The organism is Polyangium mundeleinium, from assembly GCF_028369105.1.
In the GTDB taxonomy this organism is placed as follows: Bacteria; Myxococcota_A; Polyangia; order Polyangiales; family Polyangiaceae; genus Polyangium; species Polyangium mundeleinium.
This window is the reverse complement of sequence record NZ_JAQNDO010000001.1, coordinates 13,086,870-13,111,636: the sequence shown is the minus strand read 5'-3', so window position 1 is coordinate 13,111,636 and position 24,767 is coordinate 13,086,870. Positions and strand designations below refer to the sequence as shown.

General features: G+C 65.7%; 20 protein-coding genes and 2 tRNA genes. 12 read left to right on the top strand and 10 right to left on the bottom strand.

The window, feature by feature from the left end:
• Positions 1–153: 153 nt before the first annotated feature.
• Positions 154–618 carry a MerR family transcriptional regulator gene (locus POL67_RS51980; protein WP_271930494.1) on the bottom strand — a complete coding sequence of 155 codons (465 nt, stop codon included), beginning with the start codon at positions 616–618 and terminating at the stop codon, positions 154–156.
• 1,137 nt (positions 619–1,755) lie between these two features.
• On the bottom strand, positions 1,756–3,228 hold the full coding sequence (locus POL67_RS51975; RefSeq protein ID WP_271930493.1) for a ParB N-terminal domain-containing protein: 1,473 nt from the start codon (positions 3,226–3,228) through the stop codon (positions 1,756–1,758).
• A 148-nt stretch (positions 3,229–3,376) separates the two neighbouring features.
• Between POL67_RS51975 and POL67_RS51970 the strand changes: the two genes are divergently transcribed.
• The 3 genes from POL67_RS51970 to POL67_RS51960 all read left to right on the top strand — a co-directional run bounded on the left by POL67_RS51970 (position 3,377) and on the right by POL67_RS51960 (position 6,758).
• Complete coding sequence (locus tag POL67_RS51970) at positions 3,377–3,577, top strand: hypothetical protein (RefSeq protein WP_271930491.1); 201 nt, start codon at positions 3,377–3,379, stop codon at positions 3,575–3,577.
• Between the two features lie 396 nt (positions 3,578–3,973).
• Positions 3,974–4,798 (top strand): hypothetical protein, encoded by an 825-nt coding sequence (locus POL67_RS51965; protein ID WP_271930488.1) that lies wholly within the window; start codon positions 3,974–3,976, stop codon positions 4,796–4,798.
• 391 nt (positions 4,799–5,189) lie between these two features.
• Positions 5,190–6,758 carry a tyrosine-type recombinase/integrase gene (locus tag POL67_RS51960; protein ID WP_271930485.1) on the top strand — a complete coding sequence of 523 codons (1,569 nt, stop codon included), beginning with the start codon at positions 5,190–5,192 and terminating at the stop codon, positions 6,756–6,758.
• A gap of 142 nt (positions 6,759–6,900) precedes the next feature.
• Here the strand turns inward: POL67_RS51960 and POL67_RS51955 are convergent, their stop codons facing one another.
• Complete coding sequence (locus POL67_RS51955; protein ID WP_271930482.1) at positions 6,901–7,527, bottom strand: hypothetical protein; 627 nt, start codon at positions 7,525–7,527, stop codon at positions 6,901–6,903.
• A gap of 249 nt (positions 7,528–7,776) precedes the next feature.
• On the opposite strand from POL67_RS51955, the gene POL67_RS51950 reads away from it, so the two are divergent.
• From POL67_RS51950 to POL67_RS51935, 4 genes are read left to right on the top strand one after another with little or no spacing between them, the layout of a single operon-like run.
• Positions 7,777–9,705: a type VI secretion system Vgr family protein gene (locus POL67_RS51950; RefSeq protein ID WP_373372394.1), complete on the top strand. Its 1,929-nt coding sequence runs from the start codon at positions 7,777–7,779 to the stop codon at positions 9,703–9,705.
• 31 nt (positions 9,706–9,736) lie between these two features.
• Entirely contained in the window at positions 9,737–10,825 is a 1,089-nt protein-coding gene (locus tag POL67_RS51945) for a DUF2169 family type VI secretion system accessory protein (protein WP_271930477.1), read from the top strand.
• On the top strand, positions 10,822–12,078 hold the full coding sequence (locus tag POL67_RS51940; RefSeq protein ID WP_271930473.1) for a DUF4150 domain-containing protein: 1,257 nt from the start codon (positions 10,822–10,824) through the stop codon (positions 12,076–12,078). Before POL67_RS51945 ends, POL67_RS51940 begins: the two co-directional genes overlap by 4 nt.
• A gap of 29 nt (positions 12,079–12,107) precedes the next feature.
• Entirely contained in the window at positions 12,108–13,076 is a 969-nt protein-coding gene (locus POL67_RS51935; protein ID WP_271930470.1) for a type VI immunity family protein, read from the top strand.
• A gap of 42 nt (positions 13,077–13,118) precedes the next feature.
• Here the strand turns inward: POL67_RS51935 and POL67_RS51930 are convergent, their stop codons facing one another.
• The 3 genes from POL67_RS51930 to POL67_RS51920 form a co-directional block, all read right to left on the bottom strand.
• The gene (locus POL67_RS51930; RefSeq protein ID WP_271930467.1) at positions 13,119–14,984 is read right to left on the bottom strand and encodes a DUF2169 family type VI secretion system accessory protein; all 1,866 of its coding nucleotides are present in this window, start codon (positions 14,982–14,984) and stop codon (positions 13,119–13,121) included.
• A 273-nt stretch (positions 14,985–15,257) separates the two neighbouring features.
• Positions 15,258–15,333, bottom strand: a tRNA-Lys gene (locus tag POL67_RS51925).
• Between the two features lie 66 nt (positions 15,334–15,399).
• A tRNA-Arg gene (locus POL67_RS51920) sits at positions 15,400–15,473 on the bottom strand.
• 200 nt (positions 15,474–15,673) lie between these two features.
• Here POL67_RS51920 and POL67_RS51915 point away from each other — a divergent pair.
• Positions 15,674–16,684 (top strand): penicillin-insensitive murein endopeptidase, encoded by a 1,011-nt coding sequence (locus tag POL67_RS51915; RefSeq protein ID WP_271930463.1) that lies wholly within the window; start codon positions 15,674–15,676, stop codon positions 16,682–16,684.
• Between the two features lie 4 nt (positions 16,685–16,688).
• On the opposite strand, the gene POL67_RS51910 is transcribed toward POL67_RS51915, so the two are convergent.
• From POL67_RS51910 to POL67_RS51900, 3 genes are all read right to left on the bottom strand, one after another.
• Positions 16,689–17,129, bottom strand: a complete 441-nt coding sequence (locus tag POL67_RS51910) for a hypothetical protein (protein WP_136934088.1) — start codon at positions 17,127–17,129, stop codon at positions 16,689–16,691.
• A gap of 119 nt (positions 17,130–17,248) precedes the next feature.
• Positions 17,249–18,034 (bottom strand): exodeoxyribonuclease III, encoded by a 786-nt coding sequence (xth, locus tag POL67_RS51905; protein WP_271930459.1) that lies wholly within the window; start codon positions 18,032–18,034, stop codon positions 17,249–17,251.
• Positions 18,035–18,076: 42 nt separating this feature from the next.
• The gene (locus tag POL67_RS51900) at positions 18,077–18,913 is read right to left on the bottom strand and encodes an alpha/beta fold hydrolase (RefSeq protein WP_271930456.1); all 837 of its coding nucleotides are present in this window, start codon (positions 18,911–18,913) and stop codon (positions 18,077–18,079) included.
• A gap of 62 nt (positions 18,914–18,975) precedes the next feature.
• On the opposite strand from POL67_RS51900, the gene POL67_RS51895 reads away from it, so the two are divergent.
• Positions 18,976–19,464 carry a pentapeptide repeat-containing protein gene (locus POL67_RS51895; RefSeq protein ID WP_271930453.1) on the top strand — a complete coding sequence of 163 codons (489 nt, stop codon included), beginning with the start codon at positions 18,976–18,978 and terminating at the stop codon, positions 19,462–19,464.
• A 72-nt stretch (positions 19,465–19,536) separates the two neighbouring features.
• Here the strand turns inward: POL67_RS51895 and POL67_RS51890 are convergent, their stop codons facing one another.
• Positions 19,537–20,196: a response regulator gene (locus POL67_RS51890; RefSeq protein WP_136934084.1), complete on the bottom strand. Its 660-nt coding sequence runs from the start codon at positions 20,194–20,196 to the stop codon at positions 19,537–19,539.
• Positions 20,197–20,435: 239 nt separating this feature from the next.
• Here POL67_RS51890 and POL67_RS51885 point away from each other — a divergent pair, with 239 nt between their 5' ends.
• The 3 genes from POL67_RS51885 to POL67_RS51875 all read left to right on the top strand — a co-directional run bounded on the left by POL67_RS51885 (position 20,436) and on the right by POL67_RS51875 (position 24,728).
• A complete protein-coding gene (locus tag POL67_RS51885; protein WP_271930439.1) occupies positions 20,436–20,849 on the top strand; it encodes a response regulator in 414 nt (137 codons plus the stop codon).
• Positions 20,850–20,979: 130 nt separating this feature from the next.
• Entirely contained in the window at positions 20,980–23,823 is a 2,844-nt protein-coding gene (locus POL67_RS51880; protein WP_271930430.1) for a glycoside hydrolase family 65 protein, read from the top strand.
• On the top strand, positions 23,820–24,728 hold the full coding sequence (locus tag POL67_RS51875) for a universal stress protein (RefSeq protein WP_271930428.1): 909 nt from the start codon (positions 23,820–23,822) through the stop codon (positions 24,726–24,728). Before POL67_RS51880 ends, POL67_RS51875 begins: the two co-directional genes overlap by 4 nt.
• The last annotated feature ends 39 nt before the right edge of the window (positions 24,729–24,767 follow it).

Here is a 24,767-nt window from a genome sequence, read left to right as displayed (position 1 = left end):
TCTTTCAGGTATTGAATGTGATGGGGCTCGAAGGGCAGCACCCGTTCGCCCCCGGCATTGGATTCCGTGGAAGCGTATGCTAGATTCACTGTCATCTCCTTGGATGGCCCCATCCGCGGCCCGGCAGACCTGGCGGATGGAGCCGTTCTTTTTTCAACGTCCGTTGTTGTTCTTTCGGCGCTGCGCTTCCGTGTTCGCGATCCGCTCGATCCCACGCCGCACGTGCTCTGCGGCGGGACCGAGGTCAACGACGTGGCTCACGCACCGCTCGCTCGAGCTCGCGGCCGACTTCTTCTTTGTCTTGTCGAACAACGCGACTTCTTGCCCATCGGTCCAGATGGCCACGTTCACGAGTTCGTGAAGCTCGGGGAACCCGTGGCCCCGCTGCACGTAGCGCAAGGCCCCGACCATCGTCCGCACGCGGATGCCGGCCTTCAAGATCTCCCGCGCGAGCCGCAGCGCGAGCAGATCTCGGGCTGTGAACCGACGCGGCGAGCCGCGCCCCTGACCTCCTCCGGCGCTGGGCTTGAGGAGCCCGCTGCGGAGAATCTCGTCCAGCTTCTTATAACGCAACCCGGAGACCCGGACCGCGTCGCCTGCCGTATAGGTAATATCCATGCTGTGGGTATTCCATCACGGGGCATCGCAGAAAGGGAACCCCACCCCCTTCTGCAGGTCTTCATGGCACAACAAGGACTTGTACCGATCGCGCAAAAGCCTTCGTTTCAAGCCGAAAGAAGAACGCGCGCGACAAGTAGTCAGCGACGGAACAACTACTTGTTCTTCTGAAACAAGTACGTTCCCGGACAAACATGAACAGGCAGATGCCGTGCTATCGACTCTCGGAATTTCAAACCCCGGAGAGGGGCGCCTGGTGACCTGGCCAAGGTGACAAGCTTGTAGTATCCTTGCCGCTTGCCGCTTCCCGAGGTAACGGTGATGGAAGAGCAGGTTCTGCCGCAGGAAGCCCAGCCCGGCGCCCATGGCGAGGTCGAAGAGGTCGTCTATGGGCCCGACGATCTACGGGCCCGACGAGGGGGATGTCTGGCGGCTCGTTGACGACGATTACTACCGCGTAGCTGATGCCTAGCCCGATGAGGACCCCGAAGACGTTGCCCCGGTCAAGTCGGCGCTCCTCTGGCAGTACAGCATCGCGAAGCTCAGTCGCCAGACCGTGGGTGTGACGCCCGAGCAGTTTGCGGCGATCCGGCGCAGAACGGCGGCGCGCCGAGATGGCTCGCGCGGGGCGGATGAAGGCGCAGAACAAGGCTGCCTTCACCTCACGCCCCGAGACCGCAACGACATCGCGACCTCGTACGCCCCCGGACGCGCCGCCCCTCGACACGCCCGAGCGCTGCTACAGCCTCGCCGCAGCCATCACCACCAGAACCAGGCCCAGCCCCCGCCGTCGCCGCGGTCACCTCGGCCCCGACGGCTACCCCCCACGCCTCCAGGCCCTCACGCTCGGCGAGTGCGGTCTCCGACAAACCGCTCGCCCCGCACCTGCGCCCGCGTCGCACTCTACATCCGCCGCTCGACAGAGGAACACCAGATGGCCGCGGGCTCGGGAAGTTCTCCGACGTCAACGGGTCTTTCGCGGTTCGGTGCTGCTTTAATACTGTCGTTCCGCGCCGCTCGGGCCATGCTCCCGTGCGCCTGACCCGGGCGGGGGGCGTAAGGCCGCCCGTTTTCGCTGGGCCAGCGCACCCTTCCACGAGGGCCGGGCCGACGCCCGCTATGTAGGTCAGAAGCTATTCAGCCGCTTCCAGTGGCGGCCTCTTCGTGGAGCCGCAGCTCGCGGTCGATCTGGGTGAGGAATTTACGCACGGTCGACACGAGATCGGCGTTCATCCTGCCCGGCTTCGAGCGTTTCAGCTTGTCTCGTGCGTCGGCGAGCGCCCGCGGAATGCTAGCCAACTCCTGATCATCGATTTCAACTTCATCCGTGCTGGCGAGATCCTCGGCGCGGGAGGCAGGCAGGCGGCGCGCACCCGCGGGATCGATCGGCATCATGAAACCCTGCGGTACCGCGGGTGGGATAACAAGCTCCTCGCCCTGGGACAGGAGCCCCCCAGCTCCGGAATGACCAGGGCTGGCGTCTGCGTGGCCGTGGGGCTCGCCCGAGCTCGTCGATGCCTCGGCATCACCCGCGTCTTCCTCTGCCTCCGCGGCATGTGCTCGCCGGGAGAGGCGGTCGTTCAACCCACGGTCCCGCAGAGCCTCGCAGATCACGTCAATGGCCGCCTCGCCTTGCTGGACCCGCGCGACGACGCGAGCCTGGGTGAGAGCGTCCAGCCCGACCGCCTTGGCCACCTCGGCGCGCGTCATCTTGGCGTCGCGCGCGAGCACGGCGTTCTTGATGGCCGCCCCGTACACCGCGGCGAGGTCGTCGAGGTGCGCGGCAAACCGACCGTCACGCTCGATCGTGCGACTGCCCACTTTGTAAACATCTGCCAGCCGCTCCGACAACTTCTCGCCACCCTGGCGAGAAGTATCGAGGTCGGTGCGGGCCCCCTGCCGCTTCTCCAGGTTGTAGATGCGACCGCGCAGGTACGCCTGCGCCTCGGGCGTGAGGTTCCGCCGGCCGAGTTGGTTCTCGATGACCCATAGGATGGCGGACGTCCGATCAGGGAACTCTAGGATCTTCTTCTCGTAGAAGATGCGGCGGGTCCGGCAGATCGCGCGCCGGGTGTGGCCATCGAGGAGAACCTGACGCGGGCCGTCTTGCCAGACGACGAGCGGAGCCACGCAGCCGTGGGCGCGCAGATCCTGCTCGAGCAGGGCGTACTCCTCGTTCGACTCGCGCGGGAGCAGCGCTTCGATCTCGGGGTCCGTCGTAATCCCATCGTCGGGGAGCTCGACTGGAGCGTCCGCGACTGCATCGGCGGCGCATCTGCCTTGCCCGCGGCGGTTGTGAGCCAGGACGTCCCCGATGTGACGCGCCGGTGCAGAGCAGCCGGTGCAGGCGAGGTGCTCGAAAGGGGGGCGCCGTTCGCCACAGCTCTCGCAGTACAGACCGCCAGCGGCCAGCTCCTCGTCCAGGCCGTCCAGCGAGACCACGAGCTGGCCGCCGAGGATGAAGAGCTCGTCGCACACGCCGCAGTCCAACGCCTCGGTGCGAACGCCGGGGGTGCCGCATGTCGCGCAGCGCGCCGCCGGCGCCGGGGCGTGCATCATGACCGACCGCTCCGCCGTATTGGTGGTGCGGGAGCTGATCGGCTCCGCCATGCTGGGCCCCGACCGTCGACACCGTCGACGAGGCGACGATCGACGCTCGCGAGGCCGTGTAGGCAGAGCCGGAAGCGGTGGAGGCTGATCTTCGGCCGGGGCTGCGGCGGCCGGAGCCGCCCCTGTGCCTGGAGAGGCGCCGGGGACGATGGTGCCTCCCTCGGCGTCCCGCTTCTCGGTGCCGGGCGTGGTCGTTGGAGCTGCGTCTGTCACCGACTCGGTTGGCGGTGCGGCCATGGCCGGCTGCGCCGTCGTGAACGGGCCCGCGATGCCGATCGCGTCCTTGTCCCCGGTCACCATGCTCGGCACCCCGGCGGTGGGCGTGGTCGGCGTGACCGCGAGCATCTGAAGAAGCTCGGCGACGAGCGGCCAATAGAACTCGGGCACGTGCACCGTCCCGAGCTTGACGACGTTGGTCGCCATAGCGCCGATGGAGGGGCTCACGTCGTACCTCCTCTCGGCGCCAAGGATTCAGCCCGGAGGCACGCTGCCGTGTCGGGGAACGCCTCGCTGCGGTTGACGCCCGAGGAGTTGCAACGTCGCCCTCGGCACAGCTCCATCATCCAGATCTCCTCCAATCTCGATCCTCCTGGCGTGGTTCGCCGGGATCTTCGCCCCCTCTCGAGCGCGCCCTGCCGGAAATGAAGTGAGCTATGTTCAGGTTCTCGTGACCAAGTCGCGGTCGAGCAGCAAAAGCCTCACGAAAGCGGCGCAGCGCAAAACGACGCGACCGCGTAGGTCTCCGATGCCCAAGATCGGAGCGCGCCTCTACGAGCTATCGATGGCGACGCTCGGCGAGGCGGCGCTCGAGCTGCTCCGGCTCGCCGTCGAGCACGAGCAGCGGCACCAGCCTGCCGACGAGCCGCGCTCGACCGCGAGCGATCGCAAGAATCGCCGCGCGATCCAGGAGGTCAGCGGCGCAGACGCGATCCTGCGCGACGTGGTCAACCTCGTTCTCCGGCACCGTGACCATCGCCAAGAGCTCGTGAGGCAGGTGCGAACGGCGCAGGCCCTGGGCGAGCTCGTGGACCTCGCCAAAGAGCACACCGCGACGTGGAAAGCGGCGCAGGTTGAAAGGGAGAGACAGGGCTTGCCTCGCCGGAGCCCGGACGGCGACGCCTCGTTCAGGAACGAGCTGGCCGGGCTCGTGCGCGCGCACTTCAAGTTTTGGGCGTTGGAACTTCCCGAGGAGCTGGTCCCGAAGATCGTCGAGGCGTTGCTCTCGCGCCGCAAAGCCGACGTGGGCCCGTGGCGGAGGGTCGCGGAGGTCGTGTCCAGCAAGTTGACCACGATCGGGCCCGACTCGCTCGAGAAGATCTCCGCAGCGCTCGGCGAACATGAGCAACGTGCTGGCCGCTTCAAGACCCCAGAGCACGCGGTGCGCGCGTTTGATGATGACCCCGTCGGCGGCACCGAGATCCTCGAGTACGTGGTGCACCTGCTCGTGGCAAGGGGCCATCCCGTTCAAGTCGAGCATGCGGTGATGAGGGCGTGGAACGACGCGATCTTGGCGACCCGAGACGACACGGCATCGCCACCTTCGGGAGACGATCCGACCGCTTCCTCCTGACATCCACCGCAAGATCGAAGCACTCGTTTGCGGTAAGGGCGTCGCGCACCTGGGGTAGCACCCAGGCATGCACGCCAAGAGCGGCTCGATCGGACGAGCGAGGTTCGGCGCGTCCTCGGCTCATGGGGCGCGCGGCTCACGCCGGACACGTGGTCGAGCGCTCGCAGGCATGGGCGTCTCCCGAGAGTGACCCAACGTGGACCACTCCGCCCCTCGTCACCCTCTCGCAGGTGACGCCGACGCTTCGACGTTCGGCAGGGAGCAGCTGTGCGCCGAGAAGGCCCGTCCGTCGCGTTGCACAACGGAAGGCCGCCGCGGGAATAAGAGAAGCGAAGAGCTCCCCCTGCACACGCAGGTCCCCGCCATCCATCACGGCGTCGAGCTCCTCACGGTGGAGGAAGTCGCACGCGTTCTGCGCGTCGCGACGAAGACGGTGCGTCGGTGGATCAACGCCGGCCGGCTCGTCTCCCGCCGTATCGGACCGAATACCGTGCGCGTCGACGCCTCGAGCGTGACGCGTCTGCTGGCGGCTTCGCCGAGCGAAGACGCCGACGGGATCTTCATGGGGACGAAGAAGGAGGGCTCGCCCGGCGGGCCGCGACTTCTACGGCAGCGAGGCCGCTCCAAGGTCTGGACCGCAGTCATCAACAGCGAGGAGGTGCCGCTCGGCACGACGGACGAGGCCGAGGCGCGCAGGCGGCTCAGGGAGGCCACATCGACGACGTCTGCTGCGCCGCCATCGACGCAGCCGAGCCGCGTTCGGCGGCCCTGGCGCGTCTACCAGGAGGGCGGGCGCTTCGTCGTGAAGTACTACGACGCGGAGGGGAAGCGACGCACCCACCGCCTCGACGAAGAAGCCGGCGTGCTGGTCACGACCGAGACAGAGGCCGAGAAGTATGCCGAGGTCTGGTACCGCAAGAACGTCGAGCACTCCGGGCCGGCGCCCGTGCCCGTCACCCGAGTCGTGGCGGGCGACGCAGAGCGCATCACGTTCGAGCAGTTCGGGCGCCTCTGGACGACCGGCGAGCTTGCCAAGCGCTACCCGGACCACGTCAAGCTGAAGCGCACCGCGAATGCCGACGAGGGGCGGCTCAGGATGTACGTCTACCCGATCATCGGAAGCCATCCGATGTCGGACTTCGAGGGGCCGGCGGGGCTCACCCTCACGGAGAAGGTGCTCGAGTCGCTGCCTCCGGTCGGCCCGACGTTCAGCAGGGGGTCACGTCGCCAGGTCATGCAGGCCATCAACAGGCTCTTCGTGCTCGCGGTCTACCCCGCAAAGTTGCTGTCGGGGAACCCTCTGCCGAAGGGGTTCTTGCCGAAGGCGGACACGAACAAGGCCAAGTCGTACGTGTACCCCGACGAGGACGCCAAGCTGCTCGCCTGCCGTGGGATCCCGCTCGTCAAGCGGCTCTTCTACGGGCTCCTGGCGCGCGAAGGCTTCCGTGTCTCCGAGCTGCTCTTGCTCGAGTGGTCCGATCTCGACCTCGACCGAGGGGCGGTCAACCTCGACCACAACAAGACGGACGAACCGCGCACCTGGGCGCTCGATCCCGGCGACGTCGAGGCGCTTCGCCGGTGGAAGAAGCACTTCGCCGGCAGCCGCGCGCCTAGCAAGCCCGTCCTCGTCGACCGCTTCGGGAACACCGTGAACAGGTTCAGCGCCGCGGAGGACCTGCGCGAGTACCTGAAGAAGGCGGGCGTTCACCGGCCGCAGTTGTTCGAGGCGAGCGGCACGCGCATCCGGCTCCGGGCGCACGATCTGCGAGCGACCTTCGTCACCGTGCACCTCGCCGCCGGCAAGACCGAGGCGTGGATCACCGACAGGACGGGGCACAAGTCGTCGCAGATGATCTACCGCTACAAGCGGCAGGCGCGGACACATGCCGAGCTCAGCCTCGGTACCCTGAAGCCGCTGTACGAGGGGATTCCCGAGCTCGCCGAGGTCACGTCGACCTGAACTCGTCCCAGAATGCGGAAGCCCACTGCTTCATAAACCGGTGGGCTTCCGCGTTCACTATCCAACGAACGCTAAGGTGGCTGTACGGGCCGTCGAGATCGGTTCATCGCGGCTTGCGCGTGGGTTTGCTTTCTTCGTCATTTCAGCGAATGTCGCGCACCCAGAATGTGCAGCCCGGAAGCATGGTTCCGAGCTGGCGAAGCACCTCGGCCATATGCCGCGCTCGGAGGTATCGGCCGATATTCATGATGCTATTCTTATCCCGTATATGGGGACTGTTTGCATAATACTCATCCGCCAAATCACCGAGCATGTGGCCAAATTCATGCGGGGGCGAGACAAAATCATAAGCTTTCGCTTTGCTTTCGTTCATCACGCCGTGAGGCTCCGCGTCCGAAACGATGAGCGTGCTCTTGCGCAGGGGGAACACGGTCTCGCTTCGCGCATCGTCTCTCTTTGTCTTCACCGCGCGGATGCTCCATTGGGCAGTTTGCTTGACAGTCCGCCAACGGATATCGAAGTTGATGCGCAGACCGGCACGGCCGAACCTCGTGACCATCCAATGCTTGCCCTTGACCCCAAGGGTGACGCGATTGCTCCAGGACGACCAGATTTGCCGATCCACCTTGGTGTGGAACGCAAGTTGTTCCTGGTACGTCCACGCCGTCTCCGGCGCCTCGAACTCCCACTTGTAGGCCCAATCCTGCTGGAAGAAAACGCGGCCCAGCGTCGTGTCCACGTCGATCGTGCCCCAAGCCAGCTTGCTCACCACGTGCCCCATCGCGACCACCCTCGAACGTCGACCGCTCTGTGGGGGCGAGGATAGCCGGAGTTCGCCCCTGATCCAAGACCCACGAAAGCCTCAGAACAGTGTTGACGCACGAAGCTGGGACACCGTACGGTTCTTCGTGAACGCTCACACGGACTCGGATCCCCAAGGATGTCGCACGCATCCTCGCGGGCACGGGCGGACATTTAGATGCAGTCGTGCCGTGTAAGCGAACCTCGAGGGGTCGTGATGTCGAACGGGCTCGATCAATTGCGCAACCAGGCACAGCAGCGGCCGAACCTGAGCGTCACGGTGGCCTCTGGCGACGCGCTCGACGTGCGGCGTTTCTCGGTGCGGGAGGCGATGTCGTCGCTCTTCGAGGTCAACCTGACCGTACACACCGACGAACACGACATCGACTTCGATCGGGTCCTTGGGCAGCCAGCCCGCTTCACGATCCATGCTGGCCACGAGCGCTTCTGGGCAGGGATCTGTAACCACATCCAGCACGTGGGCGGTGATGAGAAGGGGCAGTCGATCTACCGGCTGACCATTGTCCCCGAGCTGTGGCTCCTGACACAGCGACGCGACTACTACATGTTCCAGCAGAAGTCGGAGCTCGACATCGCCCTCGAGGTCTTGGACGACTGGGGTATCGAGCCGGTGCGCAAGCTCTCGGGGACGTACAAGAAGCGCAAGTACCGGGTCCAGTACGCAGAGACCGACTACACATTCCTCTGTCGGATGCTGGAGGACGCGGGCATCTCGTTCTACTTCGAGCAGAGCGAAGACAAGATGCGTCTTGTGCTCGCAGACGCGCCGCAGCGGGCCGAGCCGCGCGCACACGCGCTCGCGTTCCACGACGATGTGTCGATGGTGACGGGCGAGTACGTGACGCAGGTAAATGTGGGCCAGGAGGTGCGCCCTGGCCGCTACACGATGCGGGACCACGACTACCGCAGGGCCGCCAACTTCAAGCTGATGTCAAGCGCAGAAGGGGCCAACGTCGAGATCGAGAAGAAGCTCGAGCGATATCATTATACGCCCGGGGCGTTCCTTTTCGGCGCCACGAAGGGCGACGATACGCCCAGTGCGGACGACAAGGGGAAAGCGCGGACGGACGAGGGGGAGGCGGCACAGCTCGCGCAGAAACGCCTGGAGGCGAAGCGGGCGAACGCGAAGACGTGTACGTTCATGACGAACGCGCTCGACCTGGCACCCGGGTTGGTGTTCCAGATCAAAGGGCACCTGCGGGAGAAACTGAATCGAGAGCGGCAGCTCGTCGTGGAGGCGGTGCACGAGGGGACGTCTTATGGCGAGACGGTACACCATTGCGTGTCGAGGAGCGCGGAAGTCCCGTATCGGCCGCCGGTGGAGACACCGAAGCCGAAGGTGAACGGGGTGGAGAGCGCGACGGTGGTGGGTCCGCCGGGCGAGGAGATACACACGGACGAGTTTGGCCGGGTGCGGGTGCATTTCCATTGGGATCGCGCGAGCCAGATGGACGACAACAGCTCGTGCTGGATCCACGTAAGTCAGCCGTGGGGCGGGGCGGGGTACGGAGCGACGAACCTGCCGAGGATCGGGCAGGAGGTGCTTGTGGATTTCCTCGGGGGGGATCCGGACCGCCCTGTGATCGTGGGGCGGGTGTACACGAATCTGCAGAAGACGCCGTACAAGCTGCCGGAGAACAAGACGCAGAGCGGGTGGAAGAGCAATTCAACGGGCGGGGGTGGGGGGTACAATGAGATCATGTTCGAGGATGCGGTGGGGAAAGAGCTCGTCCGGATGCAGGCGGAGAAGGATCTGACGAAGCTCGTCAAGAATGATGAGAGTGTAATGATCGGACGGGATAGGGAGTCGGCAATCGGCAACAACGAGAGCCAGACGGTCGGGAACGATTTCATAAAGCTCGTAATGAACTGCGCGCGGGAGATGGTGGGGATGAATCGAGCGCGCGGCGTGGGGAACGACGAGACGGTAGAGGTGGGACGGCATCAGGTGGTGGCCATTGGAAAGACGCAGACTACGAATGTGGGGGAGAAGATCGAGATCGTCTGCGGGGAGTCGAGGATCGTAATGGAGAAGTCGGGGAGGATTGTAATTTCCGGGTCGGATATTACGGTGAGCTCGACTGGACATGTTCAGGTGTGGGGAGATCCCATTGATTTGAATTAGCGCTGAGTCGCGACTTGACCTGAGGCGCTCGATGCTGGCTACCAACGCAACACCTTTCGCCGCGCTCGGCTTCGAGCAGATACACCGTGATGGGAGCGCGATGGCAGTAATCGCGGTGCGTGCAGGCTTCTTGCTAACGCCCGAGAAGAGGTTACTGCTCGCGCCCGATCAACATCTCATCCTCGCTGACGAGTATGAGGGCGATCCTCATCGCACGCCGCTCGTCGGCGTCTGCGATATCGTACCATTCAAACCTTTCGCCGACGTTACGATACTAGGAACGGCATACCCGCCCGAGGGCCGGTGCTCCACCAGGTGGTATGTTGATGTTATTGTGGGCGATTACGACTGCACGCTGCGTGTCCACGGCCCGCGCGTTTGGACCCCCGTAGACGAGCATCATCGACGCACTTGGCGCCCGGGTGACGTGAAGGAGGCTGAATGCGTAGCGATCGACTATAGGTTTGCCGCTGGTGGGCCGATCCTTGGCTCACCAGACGGTGACGTCGAGCCGCGCAACCCTATCGGGCCTGGCATACTCGACCGTGCGCAGACGCCACCTGAGACGAGATCGCCAATGCCTATGATCGATAGCGAGGCAGCGCCTATCGACAATCCTTTCGCTCGGCCAGAACCGCAGGGGTTCGGGCCAGTGCCGCCATGGTGGTCGTGGCGGCAGAAGCACGCCGGAACCTACGATGAGGCATGGCTGAAGGAGCGCCATCCCGTTCTACCTGCCGACTTCGACTACCGCTTCTACCAAACCGCCCATCCGCGGCTGATTCTACCGCGCTATCTCGTCGGTGACGAGATCGTACGCCTCGAAGGCGTATCGCCCGACGGTGGGAGCGTTGGCTTTCGGCTACCCCGTCTATCACCCTATGCACGTTTCTCCTGGGTCGACGGTCGCCGAGTGACAGCACTTCTGAACTGCGACGGTTTGCATATTGACGCGCGTACCCAGCCCTGGCGCGTCGATATGACCTGGCGCGGCTGGATCGCCATGGGTAAGGGCTTCTCCTGGATCGATCTCTTCGTAGCCGCGCAAGGTGATGCATCGCTCGTGAATATGCCGAGACTTGGCCTGCATGGGCTCGAACGGACGGAGGCACCCGCATGAGTTATCCGCGCGAGGGCAGCCGTGGCACCCCCGAAGGGCTCGTGATTTCGACTTGCCCCGACGTTTGTCTGACGCCGGTTGGCTCCGCCATGGTACCGGTGCCCTACTCGATCGTCGCTAAGCAAAGCGATCACGCCGACACTACCAAGAGCGTGCGAATGACCAGGCTGCGCACGCATACCACTGGATCGATCATCACGACATGCACAGGTGACTCGCCGGGTACTGGCAAAGGCATCAAATCGGGAACGACCGAGGGCATCTGTGAACCCAAGACGTTTTCTCCGACAGTACGCGCTGAGGGCAAAAACATCATCCGTCACAGCGACGAATGGTGGATGAACAATGAGAATACCGTCGGCAAGCTGGTCTATGTAAAGGATACGCGGGTGCATTTGGCACAGGCGGCTACGGGTGCGATGACTGATGTACGGCCATCGACGTCCTTGGGATCAAGGCTAAAAAACCAATCAACCTCCGGTGACGCCAGGGGCGGACTACTCGCACAAATCGCCAATTTTTTGACATTTGGCCGTATGGCACAACGCCAAGTAGAATTCGAAATTAATGCATTACAGGCAGTATTGGACGCGCCAACGACACCGCCATTCAGCCAACAAGAACGACAACTACTGCAAGCCGCAATTGATGACATCAAGGCACACGATCTACCAGAGGGCAACGTCGAATCCGCAGCAGCAAAGCGAACAAAGGCCATTGAGGCCGCCAACGTACGGGTTAGCACATCAAAGGAGCTGGATGAAATTTGTAACATTGCTTGCCAATGCATGGCCAACAAGGGAGAACACAGAACATACACAGATTGCGTAGCAGCGAAACTTCGAGAAAAGTACTATGATCCGAATAGCGGACAGCACCCTAAAGGAGGATTCAGACGGCCCAAGAGCCCGACTGCAGATGGCCCACGCCCGGAGGTGAACTACCGCCCTGACGGGAAAGGCGGCTACGAGCCGATTTTGAGCGTAAACGACGACGGCATGCCGTCCAATGTTCCTGTGGTACGTGATGCAGCACGGCCAGACATCTCGTGGTGGAAAGGTGGGGCTTTATGGAAAATTTTCGAGCTAAAATTCACTCAGTCCAATGGGGGAATCGACCCACCTACAACGATGCAACAAGATGGTGTCTACGAAGACATTGCTGACAGCCAAGGCCTTACCCCAGGCGACGTGATCACAGTCGACATAAAGGAACACTGTGTGTGCACTGAGGGCGGCGGAAAAGCCAAATAGTCTCTATCTCGGGGTGGTTGGAGATGAAGATGCAAGCCCATGATCCGCTCAGGCTCGACCCGGAAGACATTGAGACCCGCGGTGTAGTGCGTAAGCCAAGCGGTGCGATTGTTTCACGCATCGGCGTGTTGCTATCCGTATATTTTCTTGATGGCTGGAAACACGAAAAGCGGGAACAATTGCTCCTCATCCTCCAAGATTATGTCTCGCGCTTCTCGGACAAGGTTACCCACTATCAAAAAGACGACGCCCGAAGCTTGAGCCGCTGGGATGGCGAAGGTCTCCCAGGAGACTACCGCTCGCTCGCCGACATCGGCGCGCACAAACAGCTATCATGCCACATGCAGCACGTGGATCCGAAAGGAGGAGACGACCCCTCACTCTGGCGCATAATGCTCCGTGGGTTTGCGAAGAATAACGCAGCACGCCCTCTTTCCGGAATCAAGGCCCATTTCCCACCGACTTACGTTTTCGCCGACCCTGAACGTTTCGTCGAACTCGTGCGTACGTGGTGTGGCCGAGTCGATGCCATCCATGGTTCAGCTGGCCTCGGTGTCCTCACCGTGCCCGGTAGAGAAACTACGGAGGAGCCCTATCATTACCAACTCTTGCGTCGCTATCCCGCACTAGAGTACGATGCGATGGGAAACTATTGGTCGGAGACACGCAAGGGCGGGTATGAGCAGCCGCGCTCCTCGAACTGGCTAACGATTCTGGGACAGCAGAACGTCGCTGCACTGGGAGGCGTTCAATCAATTCAATCGCGCCTGGGTCCCGGCATGACCCTTGAACATTACGAAACCGGTGTCATCATCCGCGCGGGGGTGCTACCGCAATTAGGTGATGCGGCTACCAATACGATTCCGGATGCGTATCAAATAGCGGCGCGCATCATCAAGCCCATGCGGTATGAGGGCTACAAGTGGGGGGTCATCAAGGTGCCGGACAAATCCGACTGGCTTGAAGAAACGCTGAAGTGGGTTAGGCGGTTTGATTGAGTGTGCCTGATTGCTGACCGAAGCAACAAGTTTCTCGGGCGCTCACCCAGCCACCACCCGCATTGCCGCCCGTACCTCCGCGCCGACCTTCAGATCCATCACACACCTCCCCATCCAAACCCGCCGGATCTGCATCATGGCCCCTTCCGGCAGCCCGAGCTTCCTCAACTCCGCATCCACCCCCCTGCGCTCCGCCGCAATCAACAGCCCCGCATACTCGCTTGCCGTGATCGGCCCCCGCTCCTTTTCAAGCCGCCCGACATACGCCTCATCATACGCCGAGAGCATCTTCTTCCCCCCACGATCGACCTCGACCTCGACCGCGGCGAGCCAGTACGCATCCAGCTCCTTCCACACTTCCCTCGTGAGCCCCTCCTCCGCCAGAATTCGGTCATAATCCCCTTTCCTCCGCGCGATCGAGGCAGCAATTGCTGCGCACCGCTCCAGCGGATACTCCTCGACGGGCAGCCTCCGCTCGGCCGGCTTCGCAACGTCTGGCGCATCGCGCTCGGCCTCGCCGCATTCGACAACGGCCGCCTGCGCTCCCGGCGACTCGCGCACCTCTAACATCTCCGCCTTCGCCAGCGGCCCGATCATCGGCGGCGGCGCAGGCAATGGGCTCGGTGCCTCCTCCTGCTCCACCTGCACCTCCACGACAGGGGCCTCCGGCAAGCTCGGCACAACGAGGGGAACCGACTTCAGTGGCTCCTTTGCCATTGGCGGCAATGTCTTCGCCATGTCGCCGTCGTCGTCCGCAGGCTCGCTCACCCCCTCGAACGGCAACGCCTTCCCCGCAGGCCTCACCATCGGCGCGAACAGCGTCTCGGATCCATCCTCCGATCCCCGCCGCGCCCACCGCGAGAGTTCCTCCACGAACTGCTTCCGCTCCGGTTCAGATAACCTCGACGACCCCGCCACGAACGGCAGCACCGGCCCCGCTTTCCTTTCGAGCGGTCCCACGAGCGTCATCGTGGCTGCCACATCTCCTTCGTCGTCGACGCCGGCCTGCTGCTCGCGCGCCGCCTCGCGAAGCGGCATCCCCTCCAACCAGACCGCGATCCGCCTTGCCTCTGCTGCATGCCGCAGCCCGACTTGGCCCCGCCACACCACCGAGCACACCCCTCGATCCGTGTCGATCCAGAGCGTGTCCGCGAAGAGCTGCACCTCCTCCCGCTCCCCCGTCGCTCGGTCCATGACCGCTCGCGGCCTCAGGTTCGGCAAGCTCGTCACGAGCCGCGGATGCTCCGGATGCAGGTTCTCCAGGACGATCCGCTCGTTCGGTCGTATCCCGGCGACCTGCTGATCCAGTGGTGCGACCTGAAAGTACTCATAATCGCATCGCTCAGGGAATGGCCGCCCCTCCCACCCCGGCGCCAGCCGCCCGAGACGCGCCGATGCCCGCGGCCACTCCGGCGCGATCGGCCCAAAGCAAATCGGCACGAACGTATCCGCGCGCGACGAAACGAACATCCCCGGCGGCTGCAAATTCGGAATGGGCACCGTGTCATACCGGTCCGGCGCCGCGTCGAACCGCATTCCCACCGGATTGCTCGTCTCGGGCCCGCCCGCCGCGCGCTCCCACGTGAGCGGCACTTTCGTCACCCGCGGCCCCTCGAGCAGCGCTCCGTCCTGCCATCGAATGACCCGGTCACACCACACCTCGATCGACTTATCGAGGTCCCCGACCACGAGCCGCACCATCCACGACCGCGCCGGCTGTTTGCCGGGAGCATACGCGTGCCCCACCAGCACCACGTCCGCCTTCCGCTTGTAAGGGGCCCGGTCGACCTCCGTCGGGGCCTCCTGCGCTTCGGCCAGCGTTGACTCCCCAGGCAAGAGCCGGAACGTCCCCTTCACGACCACCGTCTGCGCGTATGCTCCCGCGCTCGGTTGCCAGACGAAGCTCATGGCTGGTAGCGGACAAAGCGACACTACGACCATAGGACGGAATGTACCGGGATCACACCCCGCAGTCACGCATCCGCAGCGTGGTCGTCGTGACCGGCAGGACGCACCGTCCGCGCCACTTGGGAACGAGTCTCCTCCAAAGCCGAAAGCCCGACGACCATCCGGTTCGTCGGGCTTTCTTTTGCCTGTCTGTCAGGCTGCTTCGACTGTCCCAGCCGTTGTCCCGGCTGTCCCAGCCGCCCTGCCCTGGCGACTGGATTCCACTGCGATCATTGGTGGGCCATGAAGGACTTGAACCTTCAGCCAATGGATTAAGAGTCCACTGCTCTACCAATTGAGCTAATGGCCCGGTTTTGCTGCTTCGATTTTCAACGGCCTCCCGAGCTCCCCTGGGTAGAGTCGACTCGGAACCCGGTACGCCCGGCCCGATTCGAACGGGCGACTTTCGGATTCGAAGTCCGACGCTCTATCCAGCTGAGCTACGGGCGCATCCTGCGCCGCCCTCGGGTGGGACGCGACGAGGCTTCTACCCGGACCGATGACCCATGTCAAGCACCTGAATGCATTCTTTTTTCTTGTGGGCCAGATCATGAACCCGATGCGGCGGAGGTCGGTCGCGCAAAACCCCACGATCGGTCGCTCGCATCCCCTCCCCCGCGCGCCACGAGCGCGCTAACGTCCGCGGCATCATGCGCCTGCTCGCCCGGATCGCCGCGCCCCTCCTCCTCGGCCTCGCGCTCGTCGCCACAGGCCCGCGCGTCTCCGAGGCCGCACCCGGCGCCAAGGCGGCGAAGTCCGAGCCCTCGAAGGAGAAGGACAAGGGCAAGGGCAAAAAGGACAAGGGCGAGCCGAAGAAGGGCGCAGAGAAGGAGCGGAAGCCGAAGGGCGCGCTGTCGGCGGGGGCGCCGAACAAGGGCAGGCTGTACGGGGGCGAGAAGCTCGCGTCGAGCAAGTCGGTCGAGGTGCGCGGCGGCGCACACGCGTACGCGCTGCCCGACCTCGTGCGGGTGCTCCGTCGCGCAGCCGCCAAGGTGAGCGGGAAGCACAAGGGGTCGGTGCTGTACGTGGGGGACCTGTCGGCGAAGAGTGGCGGGGCGCTCTTCGGGCACAACTCGCATCAGTCGGGGCGCGACGCGGACGTCGGCTTCTACATGGTGAGCGAGAAGGGCAAACACGTGAACCCGCACCGGTTCGTGGCCTTCGGCAGCGACGGGCGCGCCCGCGGCGGCGAGGTCGTGCGCTTCGACGACGAGCGAAACTGGGCGTTCGTCGAGGCACTGCTCACCGACACGAAGACCGACGTGCGGTACCTGTTCGTGTCGGCAGGGCTGCGCACGCGGCTGCTCAAGTATGCGGCCAAGAAGAACGTGCCGAAGGACCTCTACACGAAGGCAGCGGCGGCGCTGATGAGCCCCGCGGACGCGGACGTGCACGACGATCATTTCCACGTGCGGATCGCTTGTCCCGAGAGGATGCGGCCGACATGCGTGGAGGATTCGTATCTGCGCGGCGGAGGGAACGCGGCGAGCGCGGCGGGCGCGGCGAGCAAGGACGCGAAGGGGGAAGCGGCGCCGAAGGAAGCGGCGCCGAAGGAAGAGGCGGGCGAAGCGAAGGAAGGGAAAGAAGCCAAGGAAGCGGCGCCGCCCCCGCCCGTGGCCACGAAGGCCGACAAGGACGAGGGCGGCGCGTCGGACCGCTAACGCTTCACGACCAGCGGAGTGAGCGCACGATCGCCTCGCGATCGGCCTCCTCGTTGTCACGTTCGTCCCAGGGGCAGACGTAGCTCGCCTGCACGACGCGGTCGCCGTTCGAGAGGAACCAGATCTGCACGAAGCAGCCGCGCACGAGGTAGGTGGCCGTGGCGACGACGCCGTCGGGCCGCTCGTGGGTGCCCATCTCCAGGGGTTCGAGCCTGCGGCGTTTGCCCCAGGCGCGCGCGAGGGCTTCGAGCTCTTCGGGCTCGCCGCCGGGTTGCTCGTCGTCGTCGTCGAAGAGCATCTCGGCCACCATGAGCCGGCCCGTGCCTCCTTCAGCCGCGAGCGCGACCGGAGGCAGGGTGCTCGGATCGGAATAGGTCACGTCTTCGAGACCCGACCATTCGGGGGGAAGGTCGAGCGAATAACCATCCAGGTTGAGCCGCATCACGCGGAGAAAACTAGCAAATCGAGCGGTTCGATCGGAGGCGAAATGGAGGCAGATCGGACGGGTTATGTCCGATCTGAGGGCGGTCGTTTCTTGGCCGATCGGACAGGGATTGTCCGAAGTCAGGCTTGACTTTCGCCGATGTCGATCAGGACGGGGGCGTGGTCGCTGGGTCGTTCGAGCTCACGGACGCTGCGGTCGACCCACACGTCCTTCGTGCGCGCGAGGAGCGGCGGCGTGACGAGGGCGAGATCGATGCGCAAGCCATGGTTCTTGCGGTAAGCGCCCATGCGGTAGTCCCACCAGGAGTAGACCTTCTCCTCGGGGTGGCGCTCGCGCAGGGCGTCGACGAGGCCCCAGGAGAGCAGGCGCCCGAGAGCGGCGCGCTCGTCCGGGTGGCAGAGAACCTGCCCCTCCCAGCGCTTGGGCTCGTGGACGTCGAGGTTCGTCGGCGCAACGTTGAAGTCGCCGCAAACGAGTAAGGGCTCGTCGGGCTTGTGGTGCGTGGCGAGGTCGAGCCCGAGCCGCTCGAACCAGGCGAGCTTGTAGGCGAAAGGCTTGGTGCCGACGGCCTGGCCATTGGGCACGTAGACGTTGACGATACGGACGCCCTCGATCGTGGCGGCGAGGAGCCTGCGCGGGGCGTCGTCCTCGTCGCCGTCGAGGTTCTTCTTCACGTCCTCGATGCCAAGGCCGTAGCGCGCGGCGATGGCGACGCCGTTGTAGGTCTTCTGGCCGAAATGGACGACGCGATAGCCCGCGTCGCCGAGGGCCTCCTCGGGGAATTTGTCGTCCTCGACCTTGGTCTCCTGCATGCAGAGGACGTCCGGGCTCGCACTGCCGAGGAAGGTGCGGAGATGTTCGAGGCGGGCGCGGATCGAGTTCACGTTCCAGGAGGCAATTCGCATGGCCTCCCCTCCGTAGCCCGGAAAAACCCTCGCGCAAAGTCCTCAGCCGCCGAGGGCCGCGCCGAGGATGCGAAGGAGGCCCTCAGGGTCGTCGACGTGCACCCAGTGACCGGCGTTCGGGAGGACGTGGACGCTGAGCGTCGGGTCCTTGGCAGCGAGCGAGGCGAGGCGCGCCCGATCGTCGGCGCTGACCGTGTCGGAACGGCCGCCGATGACGAAGCCAGTGCGCCGACGGCCGTCGGGCCGCTCGACGACCGGCCAGAGGTCCTGGGCGAAGTAGTCGGCGAGCAGGTCGCGGATCGCGGCGAGGTCGAGGCGGAAGCGGAAGGCGTCGCCTTCGCGGCGGACGTTCATCGCGAGCCAGTCGGCCTCGGCGCGCGAGACACCGTGCGAGGTGACGAGCTCGAGGAATCGCTCGCGGGACGGAAGCTCGGCGGGGAAGGATTCGAGCATGGCGAGGATCTTCGCCGCGCCGACACGGTCCATGCCCGAAGGACGCGCGCTCGGCGTCGAGTCGAGGACCCAAAGCTGGTCGAGCTCGCCACGCCTGCGATCGGCGTACGCGAGCGCGACCTTGCCGCCGAAGGAGTGGCCGATCACGCCACGCACGTCGAACGGGAGCGCGGCGCCAAGCCGAACGAGATCGTCCGCCGCGGCCCCGAGCGTGTGGGGCGGCGGGAGTGACGTGGAGAGGCCGTGCGCGCGCAGGTCGACGAGCACGAAGGCCCAATCGGGGCAGGCCGTCACGAGCGCGCGGGTGAACGTCCGGAAGTTGCCGCCGGAGCCGAAGATCCCGTGCAGCACGAGCATGCAGCGCGAAGGCGAGGCTCCGGGCGCGGTGACGATGGCGTGATGGGGAAGCGTGACGGGCTCGTGCATGGCGTCCTGGATGTGGCCGTACGGGGGAAGCCGGAGTCGGCGATGAGGGGTAGCATGTACGCATGAAGAAGAAGGCGCGATCGAAGCCCACCGGCCCTGCGAAGACGACCGGAGCCAAGTCCGGAAACACACCGACGTTGCCGACGAAGGTTTCGAACGCGTCCTTCGAAAAAATCGAACTCGACGACGTCACGATGGCCGACGCGAAGGTGCGCGACACGTCGTTCGAAGGCGCGTCGTTCGAAGACGTGAGTTTTTCCAAGGCGACGATCCACAACGCGTCGTTCGAGGACACGAGGCTCGACGACGCGAGCTTTGCGCGGGCGAGCGTGAAGAACGTGTCGTTCGAGTCCGCGACGTTCGACGACGTGACCTTCGCGAAGGCGAAGATTCACAACGCTTCGTTTGAAGGGTCGTCGCTCGACGACGTGAGCCTCGCCGGCGTGACGATCACGAACTGCGCGATCGAGGGCCTCACGATCGATGGAGTTCGGATCGATCTTTTGTTGCAGCACAAACGATCTGGTGCGCCGCGTGACGGCGACACATGATCGAAGCTTCGAGGGGATCGTTCGGTTTTTCCGATGGATCGGGCCCGGAGGTCGGGCCCGCGGAGCGAGGCGCTAGGCCTCGATGAGGCCGGTGCGGACCGCGATGCGCGTGAGCTCGACGGCGCTCTTACAGCCGAGCTTCGCGTAGATCCGCACGCGGTGGGTCTCGACGGTCTTCGGGCTGATCGTGAGCCGCGCGGCCGTCTCGCGGGTGGAGATGCCCGCCGCGAGGAGGCGCAAGACCTGGCGCTCGCGCGGCGTGAGCGCGTCGAGGCCGCCCGTGCCTTCGGGCGCAGGTTTGCGCATCGCACGGACGACAGCGCCCGCGATGCGCTGGCTCAGCGGCGCGCCGCCGCTCGCGATGCGTCGAATGCCATCGATGACTTCAGCGAGCTCGCTCGTCTTGACGAGGTAGCCCTGCGCCCCCGCGCGCAGCGCCTCGGCGACGCGGAATTCGTCGTCGTAGCAGCTCAGCACGAGCAGCTTCGCAGAGGGCACCTGGACGCGAAGAGCCGCGAGGAGCTCGATGCCGTCGCGATCGGGAATGTTCAAGTCGACCAGCACGACTTCAGGCTTGATCGACTGCACTTCCCGCAGCGCATCGGCCGCCGTGCCCGCTTGCCCGACGACGGTCATCCCCGGCTCTGCCTCCAGCGCTTTGGCAAAACCCTCCCGCAACACGGGGTGATCATCGATGAGGTAAACGCGGATGCTGTTATTCGTGTCCGACATGACAAGGACCGCCCTTCATCGAATTGGGCCTCAGCCTGACTCGCGCGTCAAGTGCGGCTGTGGTCGGGCGCACGCGGAACACGCCCTACGGAAAGTCCCTACCCCCACTCGATTTCCGCCTGGACAAACAAGCTCACAAAGTCGAGCCGGCCGTTCACAACGTATGAATCGATCGGCCAGCGGCGGCAAGGGGTCCGGAGGCTCGACGACGCGGGGAACCTGCTCGATGGAAGGGGCCCATGAGCCCGAGCCCGAACGTGCCGGCCGCGCCACCCGGTAGCCCCTGCGACAAGAAATCCGGGCCCTCGGTTTTCATCGTGGATGACGATGATGCCTTGGTCGAAGCGCTTTCCGATCTGCTGCGGGAAGAAGGCTACGACGTAGAAGCCCACACCGTGGCGAGCGTGGCGCTCGCGCGGCTGGAAGCAGGCGCCCGGCCCGATGTGATTCTCCTCGATTACTTGATGCCCGAGATGAAAGGCGACGCGTTCCTCGCCGCGCTCGATCGCGCAGGAATCGACGTCCCCGTGATGGTGCTCTCCGCGATGAACGAGTCACGGCTCGACGTGCCCGTCCGCCGGGTGCGCGCGATGATCCGCAAGCCGTTCGATCTCGAAAAGCTGCTCGACGAGCTTTCGCGGCTGGCCGCCTGAGCGGCGTCCCGCACGTCCGGCCGTTTCGCGCTCCGTGCGCAGGGGATGCAAATGCCACGGAGCTGCACGGATTCGGACGATACGCCGGGGGCGCGGAGGCGGCACGGTCCTCGCTCGACGGACGAGGCCCATGACGTCCACCGCTGCTGCCGAGATCCGAGAGCCTACGCCCGGTCGCTCGTCCGGGTTCGTCACGACGTCCGCCCTGCCCGAGCTCGATCACCTCTTTCGGCTGTTCGTGCTTACCTGGGACCCGCGAGGCGCATCGGCACAAGCGCCCGAGTCGACGCGGGCGCTCGGCCTCGTCGAAGCGCTGCTCGAACGAGGCGCGCGGGTGGTGATCGTGACGGAAGCGAGCCTCGGCGCGCTCTTGCCGGCGATCGAGGCGGCGATCGCGGAAGAGCCGAGAAAAAGGCTGTACGCCGCGGCAGACGGCGGCGAGCACGTGTTCGGGTTCGACCACCGCGGCAGGCCCGTCGAGATCGCCCCCACGGCGGACCACGAGGACGTGCTTTCGTTCATGATGGGCGAGCTCGCGCGGCCGTTCGGGATCGAGTCCGAGGACGTGCTCGTCGTGGGCGAGGCGTTCGGGCCCGCCGGGCTCGCGGACATCCTGGAGCAGCAGCTCGCGCTGGAAGCGCAGATGGGGCCGTTCGCGCCGCCACGAGACCCGGCGTGGGTGGTGGTGGAGAGCGGCTTCGACGTGGCGCGGGAGCACGAGATCGAGTCGCTCCTGACGATCGCGAACGGCTACCTCGGGGTGCGCGGGTCGATCCCGGAGGGCAGCAGCGTGTCGCGGCCGGCGACGTTCCTCGCGGGCGCGTTCGAGCCGTCGTCGGACGTATCGCCGGTGCCGGAACTCGTCATCGCGCCGGACTGGGGGCGGCTGCGGTTCACGGTGGAGGGCGAGCCGTTCGCGGTGGAGACGACGGCGATGGAGCGGCACCACCGGACGCTCGATCTACGGCGCGGGCTCTTGCTGCGCGAAGGGCTCGGGACGGGGCCGGGCGGGCACGCGACGCGGATCCGGACGGCGCACCTCGCGTCGCTCGCGAACCGGCACGTGCTCTTGGAGGCGGTGGAGATCACGCCCCAGAATTTCTCGGGCACGGTGGTCGTCGACGCGGTGCTGTCGGGCGACGTGAAGAGCGGGAGCGGCTCGTCGCACTGGGCCGGGTTCGTGCCGCGCCACGGGCTCGTGGGGCCGATCCTCGTGGGCAAGACGCACGGGGGGCTCGCGCTCGCGCTCGCATCACGCACGACGGCGGCCGATCCGGGATCGCTGGAGATGCGCTGCGAGCGGGAGATCGGGCCGGTGTCGGCGATGGAGCGGTGCACGCTGCACGTCCGGCTCGGCGAGCCGAGCGTGCTCCATCGTGTGGTCGGTCTGTTCACGTCTCGTGACGGAACGGCGCCGGTGCAGCGGGTCGAGCTGCTCGAACGGGAAGCGGCGGCGACGTCGTTCGACGCGTTGCTGGGGGATCACGTGGCGGCGTGGCAGACGCGGTGGAGGCAGTCGGACGTGGAGATCGACGGCATGCCGTGGATCGAGCGGGCGCTCCGGTTCGCGCTCTACCACCTGATCGCGACGGTGCAGCCGTACGATCCGCGCTGCTCGATCGGCGCGCGCGCGCTCTCGGGCGAGGCGTACCGCGGCCACGTCTTCTGGGACACGGAGATCTTCATGGTGCCGTTCTACGCGCACACGTGGCCCGAGGCGGCGCGGACGCTCCTGCTCTACCGGCACCTCACGCTCGACGGGGCGCGGCGCAAGGCGAAGAAGCTCGGCTACGAGGGCGCGCTCTACGCGTGGGAGTCGGCGGACACGGGGGACGAGACGACGCCGGAGTTCGTGCGGAGCCCCGTCGGCGAGATCGTGCCGATCCTGTCGGGGCTGGAGGAGCACCACATCAGCGCCGACGTGGCCTACGCGATCTGGGCCTATGCGCAGAGCACAGACGACGAGCGGATTTTGCGCGAGGAGGGCGCGGAGATTCTCGTTGAAACGGCGCGCTTATGGGTGAGCCGCGGCTCCATCAAGGCCGACGGCAAGTTCCACATCGACCGGGTGATCGGGCCCGACGAGTACCACGAGAGCGTGGACGACAACGCGTTCACGAACTGGATGGCGCGGCAGAACCTGCGGTACGCCGTGGCGATCGCGCGAGGCGTCGGGCGCGCGAAGGCGGCGGCACTCGGGGTCACGCCGGAGGAGATCACGCGCTGGGAGGAGACCGCAGCGCGGATGTACCTCGGCGAGGATCCACGCACGGGGCTGATCGAACAACACAAGGGCTTTTTCGATCTCGAATACGTGGACGTGGCCGCGTACTCGCCGCGCACGGTGCCGATCGACATGCTGCTCGGGCGGGAGCGGACGCGGAACTCGCAGGTCGTGAAGCAAGCAGACGTCGTGCAGCTCCTCGCGCTCCTGTGGGACGAGTTCTCGCCCGATGCGCGGCGGAAGAACTTTCTCTATTACGAGCCCCGCACCGCGCACGGCAGCTCGCTCTCGCCGGGGATCCACGCGCTCGTGGCGGCGCGGCTCGGGCTGCTCGCGACGGCCACGCGGTACCTCGAACAGACGGCGTCGATCGATCTCGGCAACAACATGGGCAACGCCGCAGGCGGCGTACACGCAGCAGGGCTCGGGAGCCTGTGGCAAGCCGTCGCCTTCGGCGTGGCGGGCCTGCGGACCACGCCCGAGGATCCGGAGACGCTGATCGTCGAGCCGACGCTCCTGCCAGGCATGCGGCGCGTGTCCTTGCCGATGCAGCTCCGCGGCCGCTCGCTGCGGGTGCACGTGCTGCCGGGCGCGGTGGAGGTGCACGTGGTCGAGGGGACCGCGCCGATCGGGCTCGCCGTCGTCGGCGAGACGGGCACGAAGCACACGGTGCGCGCCGAGCCGGGACGGGCCTACGTGGCGCGGCGCAAGAACGAAGGATATCTGGCGTGGGAGGAGATCGAGCCATGAAGCCGGCGGATCTCGCGGAAGGGACGTCCCACGGCGTCGAACGAGGCGCCGAGGAAGGGCCGCGCAGCGAGGCGCGGCCGAAGAGGCAACGGGTGCTCGTGGCCCTGAACGGCGCGGACACGGCCGCGGCGGCCGCGGCGATCGCGATGGGCCGGCTCGTGGCGAGGACGCTGCACGAGCCGCTGCACGGGATCTTCGTGTCGGAGGCGAAGGTCGCGCCGGGCGAGCTGGCGAGGCTCCTCAGGCTGCCCACGCACGCGCTCGACGGCGTGGTGCTCGACGTGGAGGTGGGCGATCCCGTGGAGCGGATCGTGGCCTTCACGGAGGCGCACCCGACGGCGTTCGTGATCGTGGGGGCCGAGAGCGGCCGGCATGGCGGTCTCGGGGTCGGCGACCTCGCGGCGCACACGCTCGAGCGGTCGCACGCGCCGGTGATCGTGGTGCGGCCGGAGGAGAGGCTCTCGCTCGCACGGATCCTCGTGCCCCTCGACGGGACGCCGAGCACGGCGAGCGCGCTCGAGCCGGCGGGGGACCTCGCGCGGCGGGCGGGCGCGTCGCTCGACCTCGTGCTCGTGGGCGAGGCGCAGCACAGCCCCCACCTGGAGCCGGGCGCGATGGGCGCGCCGCAGTACATGGACCAGCCGCATCACGAGTGGCCCGCGTTTTCGGCCGAGTTCGTACACCGCTTCGCGAAGACCATCGGCCACTGCCCCGAGGACGTGCCGACGCGCTTCTTCCTCGGCGCCGGCGACCCCGCGGACGAGATCCTCCGCTTCGCCGACGTCCTCGCCGCGGATCTCACCGTGCTCGTGTGGCATGGGCTCCGCAGCGAGGAGCACGGGGCGGTCTTCGAGCGCGTCCTGCGTAAGGCGACGTGCCCCGTGCTCGTACTGCGTTGCTGCTGACGGGACGTCGAGCGCCCCGCGCGCGGCGTCAGTCGAGGA

Bases quoted from the DNA above. Each gene is read 5' to 3' on its own strand.
- POL67_RS51965 (WP_271930488.1), top strand. From the start codon at position 3,974: ATGCCCAAGATCGGAGCGCGCCTCTACGAGCTATCGATGGCGACGCTC.
- POL67_RS51940 (WP_271930473.1), top strand. From the start codon at position 10,822: ATGAGTTATCCGCGCGAGGGCAGCCGTGGCACCCCCGAAGGGCTCGTG.
- POL67_RS51935 (WP_271930470.1), top strand. From the start codon at position 12,108: ATGCAAGCCCATGATCCGCTCAGGCTCGACCCGGAAGACATTGAGACC.
- POL67_RS51890 (WP_136934084.1), bottom strand. From the start codon at position 20,196: ATGTCGGACACGAATAACAGCATCCGCGTTTACCTCATCGATGATCAC.
- POL67_RS51980 (WP_271930494.1), bottom strand. From the start codon at position 618: ATGGATATTACCTATACGGCAGGCGACGCGGTCCGGGTCTCCGGGTTG.
- xth (WP_271930459.1), bottom strand. From the start codon at position 18,034: ATGCGAATTGCCTCCTGGAACGTGAACTCGATCCGCGCCCGCCTCGAA.
- POL67_RS51970 (WP_271930491.1), top strand. From the start codon at position 3,377: ATGGTGCCTCCCTCGGCGTCCCGCTTCTCGGTGCCGGGCGTGGTCGTT.
- POL67_RS51950 (WP_373372394.1), top strand. From the start codon at position 7,777: ATGTCGAACGGGCTCGATCAATTGCGCAACCAGGCACAGCAGCGGCCG.
- POL67_RS51900 (WP_271930456.1), bottom strand. From the start codon at position 18,913: ATGCACGAGCCCGTCACGCTTCCCCATCACGCCATCGTCACCGCGCCC.
- POL67_RS51975 (WP_271930493.1), bottom strand. From the start codon at position 3,228: ATGGCGGAGCCGATCAGCTCCCGCACCACCAATACGGCGGAGCGGTCG.
- POL67_RS51895 (WP_271930453.1), top strand. From the start codon at position 18,976: ATGAAGAAGAAGGCGCGATCGAAGCCCACCGGCCCTGCGAAGACGACC.
- POL67_RS51945 (WP_271930477.1), top strand. From the start codon at position 9,737: ATGCTGGCTACCAACGCAACACCTTTCGCCGCGCTCGGCTTCGAGCAG.
- POL67_RS51885 (WP_271930439.1), top strand. From the start codon at position 20,436: ATGAGCCCGAGCCCGAACGTGCCGGCCGCGCCACCCGGTAGCCCCTGC.
- POL67_RS51930 (WP_271930467.1), bottom strand. From the start codon at position 14,984: ATGAGCTTCGTCTGGCAACCGAGCGCGGGAGCATACGCGCAGACGGTG.
- POL67_RS51875 (WP_271930428.1), top strand. From the start codon at position 23,820: ATGAAGCCGGCGGATCTCGCGGAAGGGACGTCCCACGGCGTCGAACGA.
- POL67_RS51915 (WP_271930463.1), top strand. From the start codon at position 15,674: ATGCGCCTGCTCGCCCGGATCGCCGCGCCCCTCCTCCTCGGCCTCGCG.
- POL67_RS51880 (WP_271930430.1), top strand. From the start codon at position 20,980: ATGACGTCCACCGCTGCTGCCGAGATCCGAGAGCCTACGCCCGGTCGC.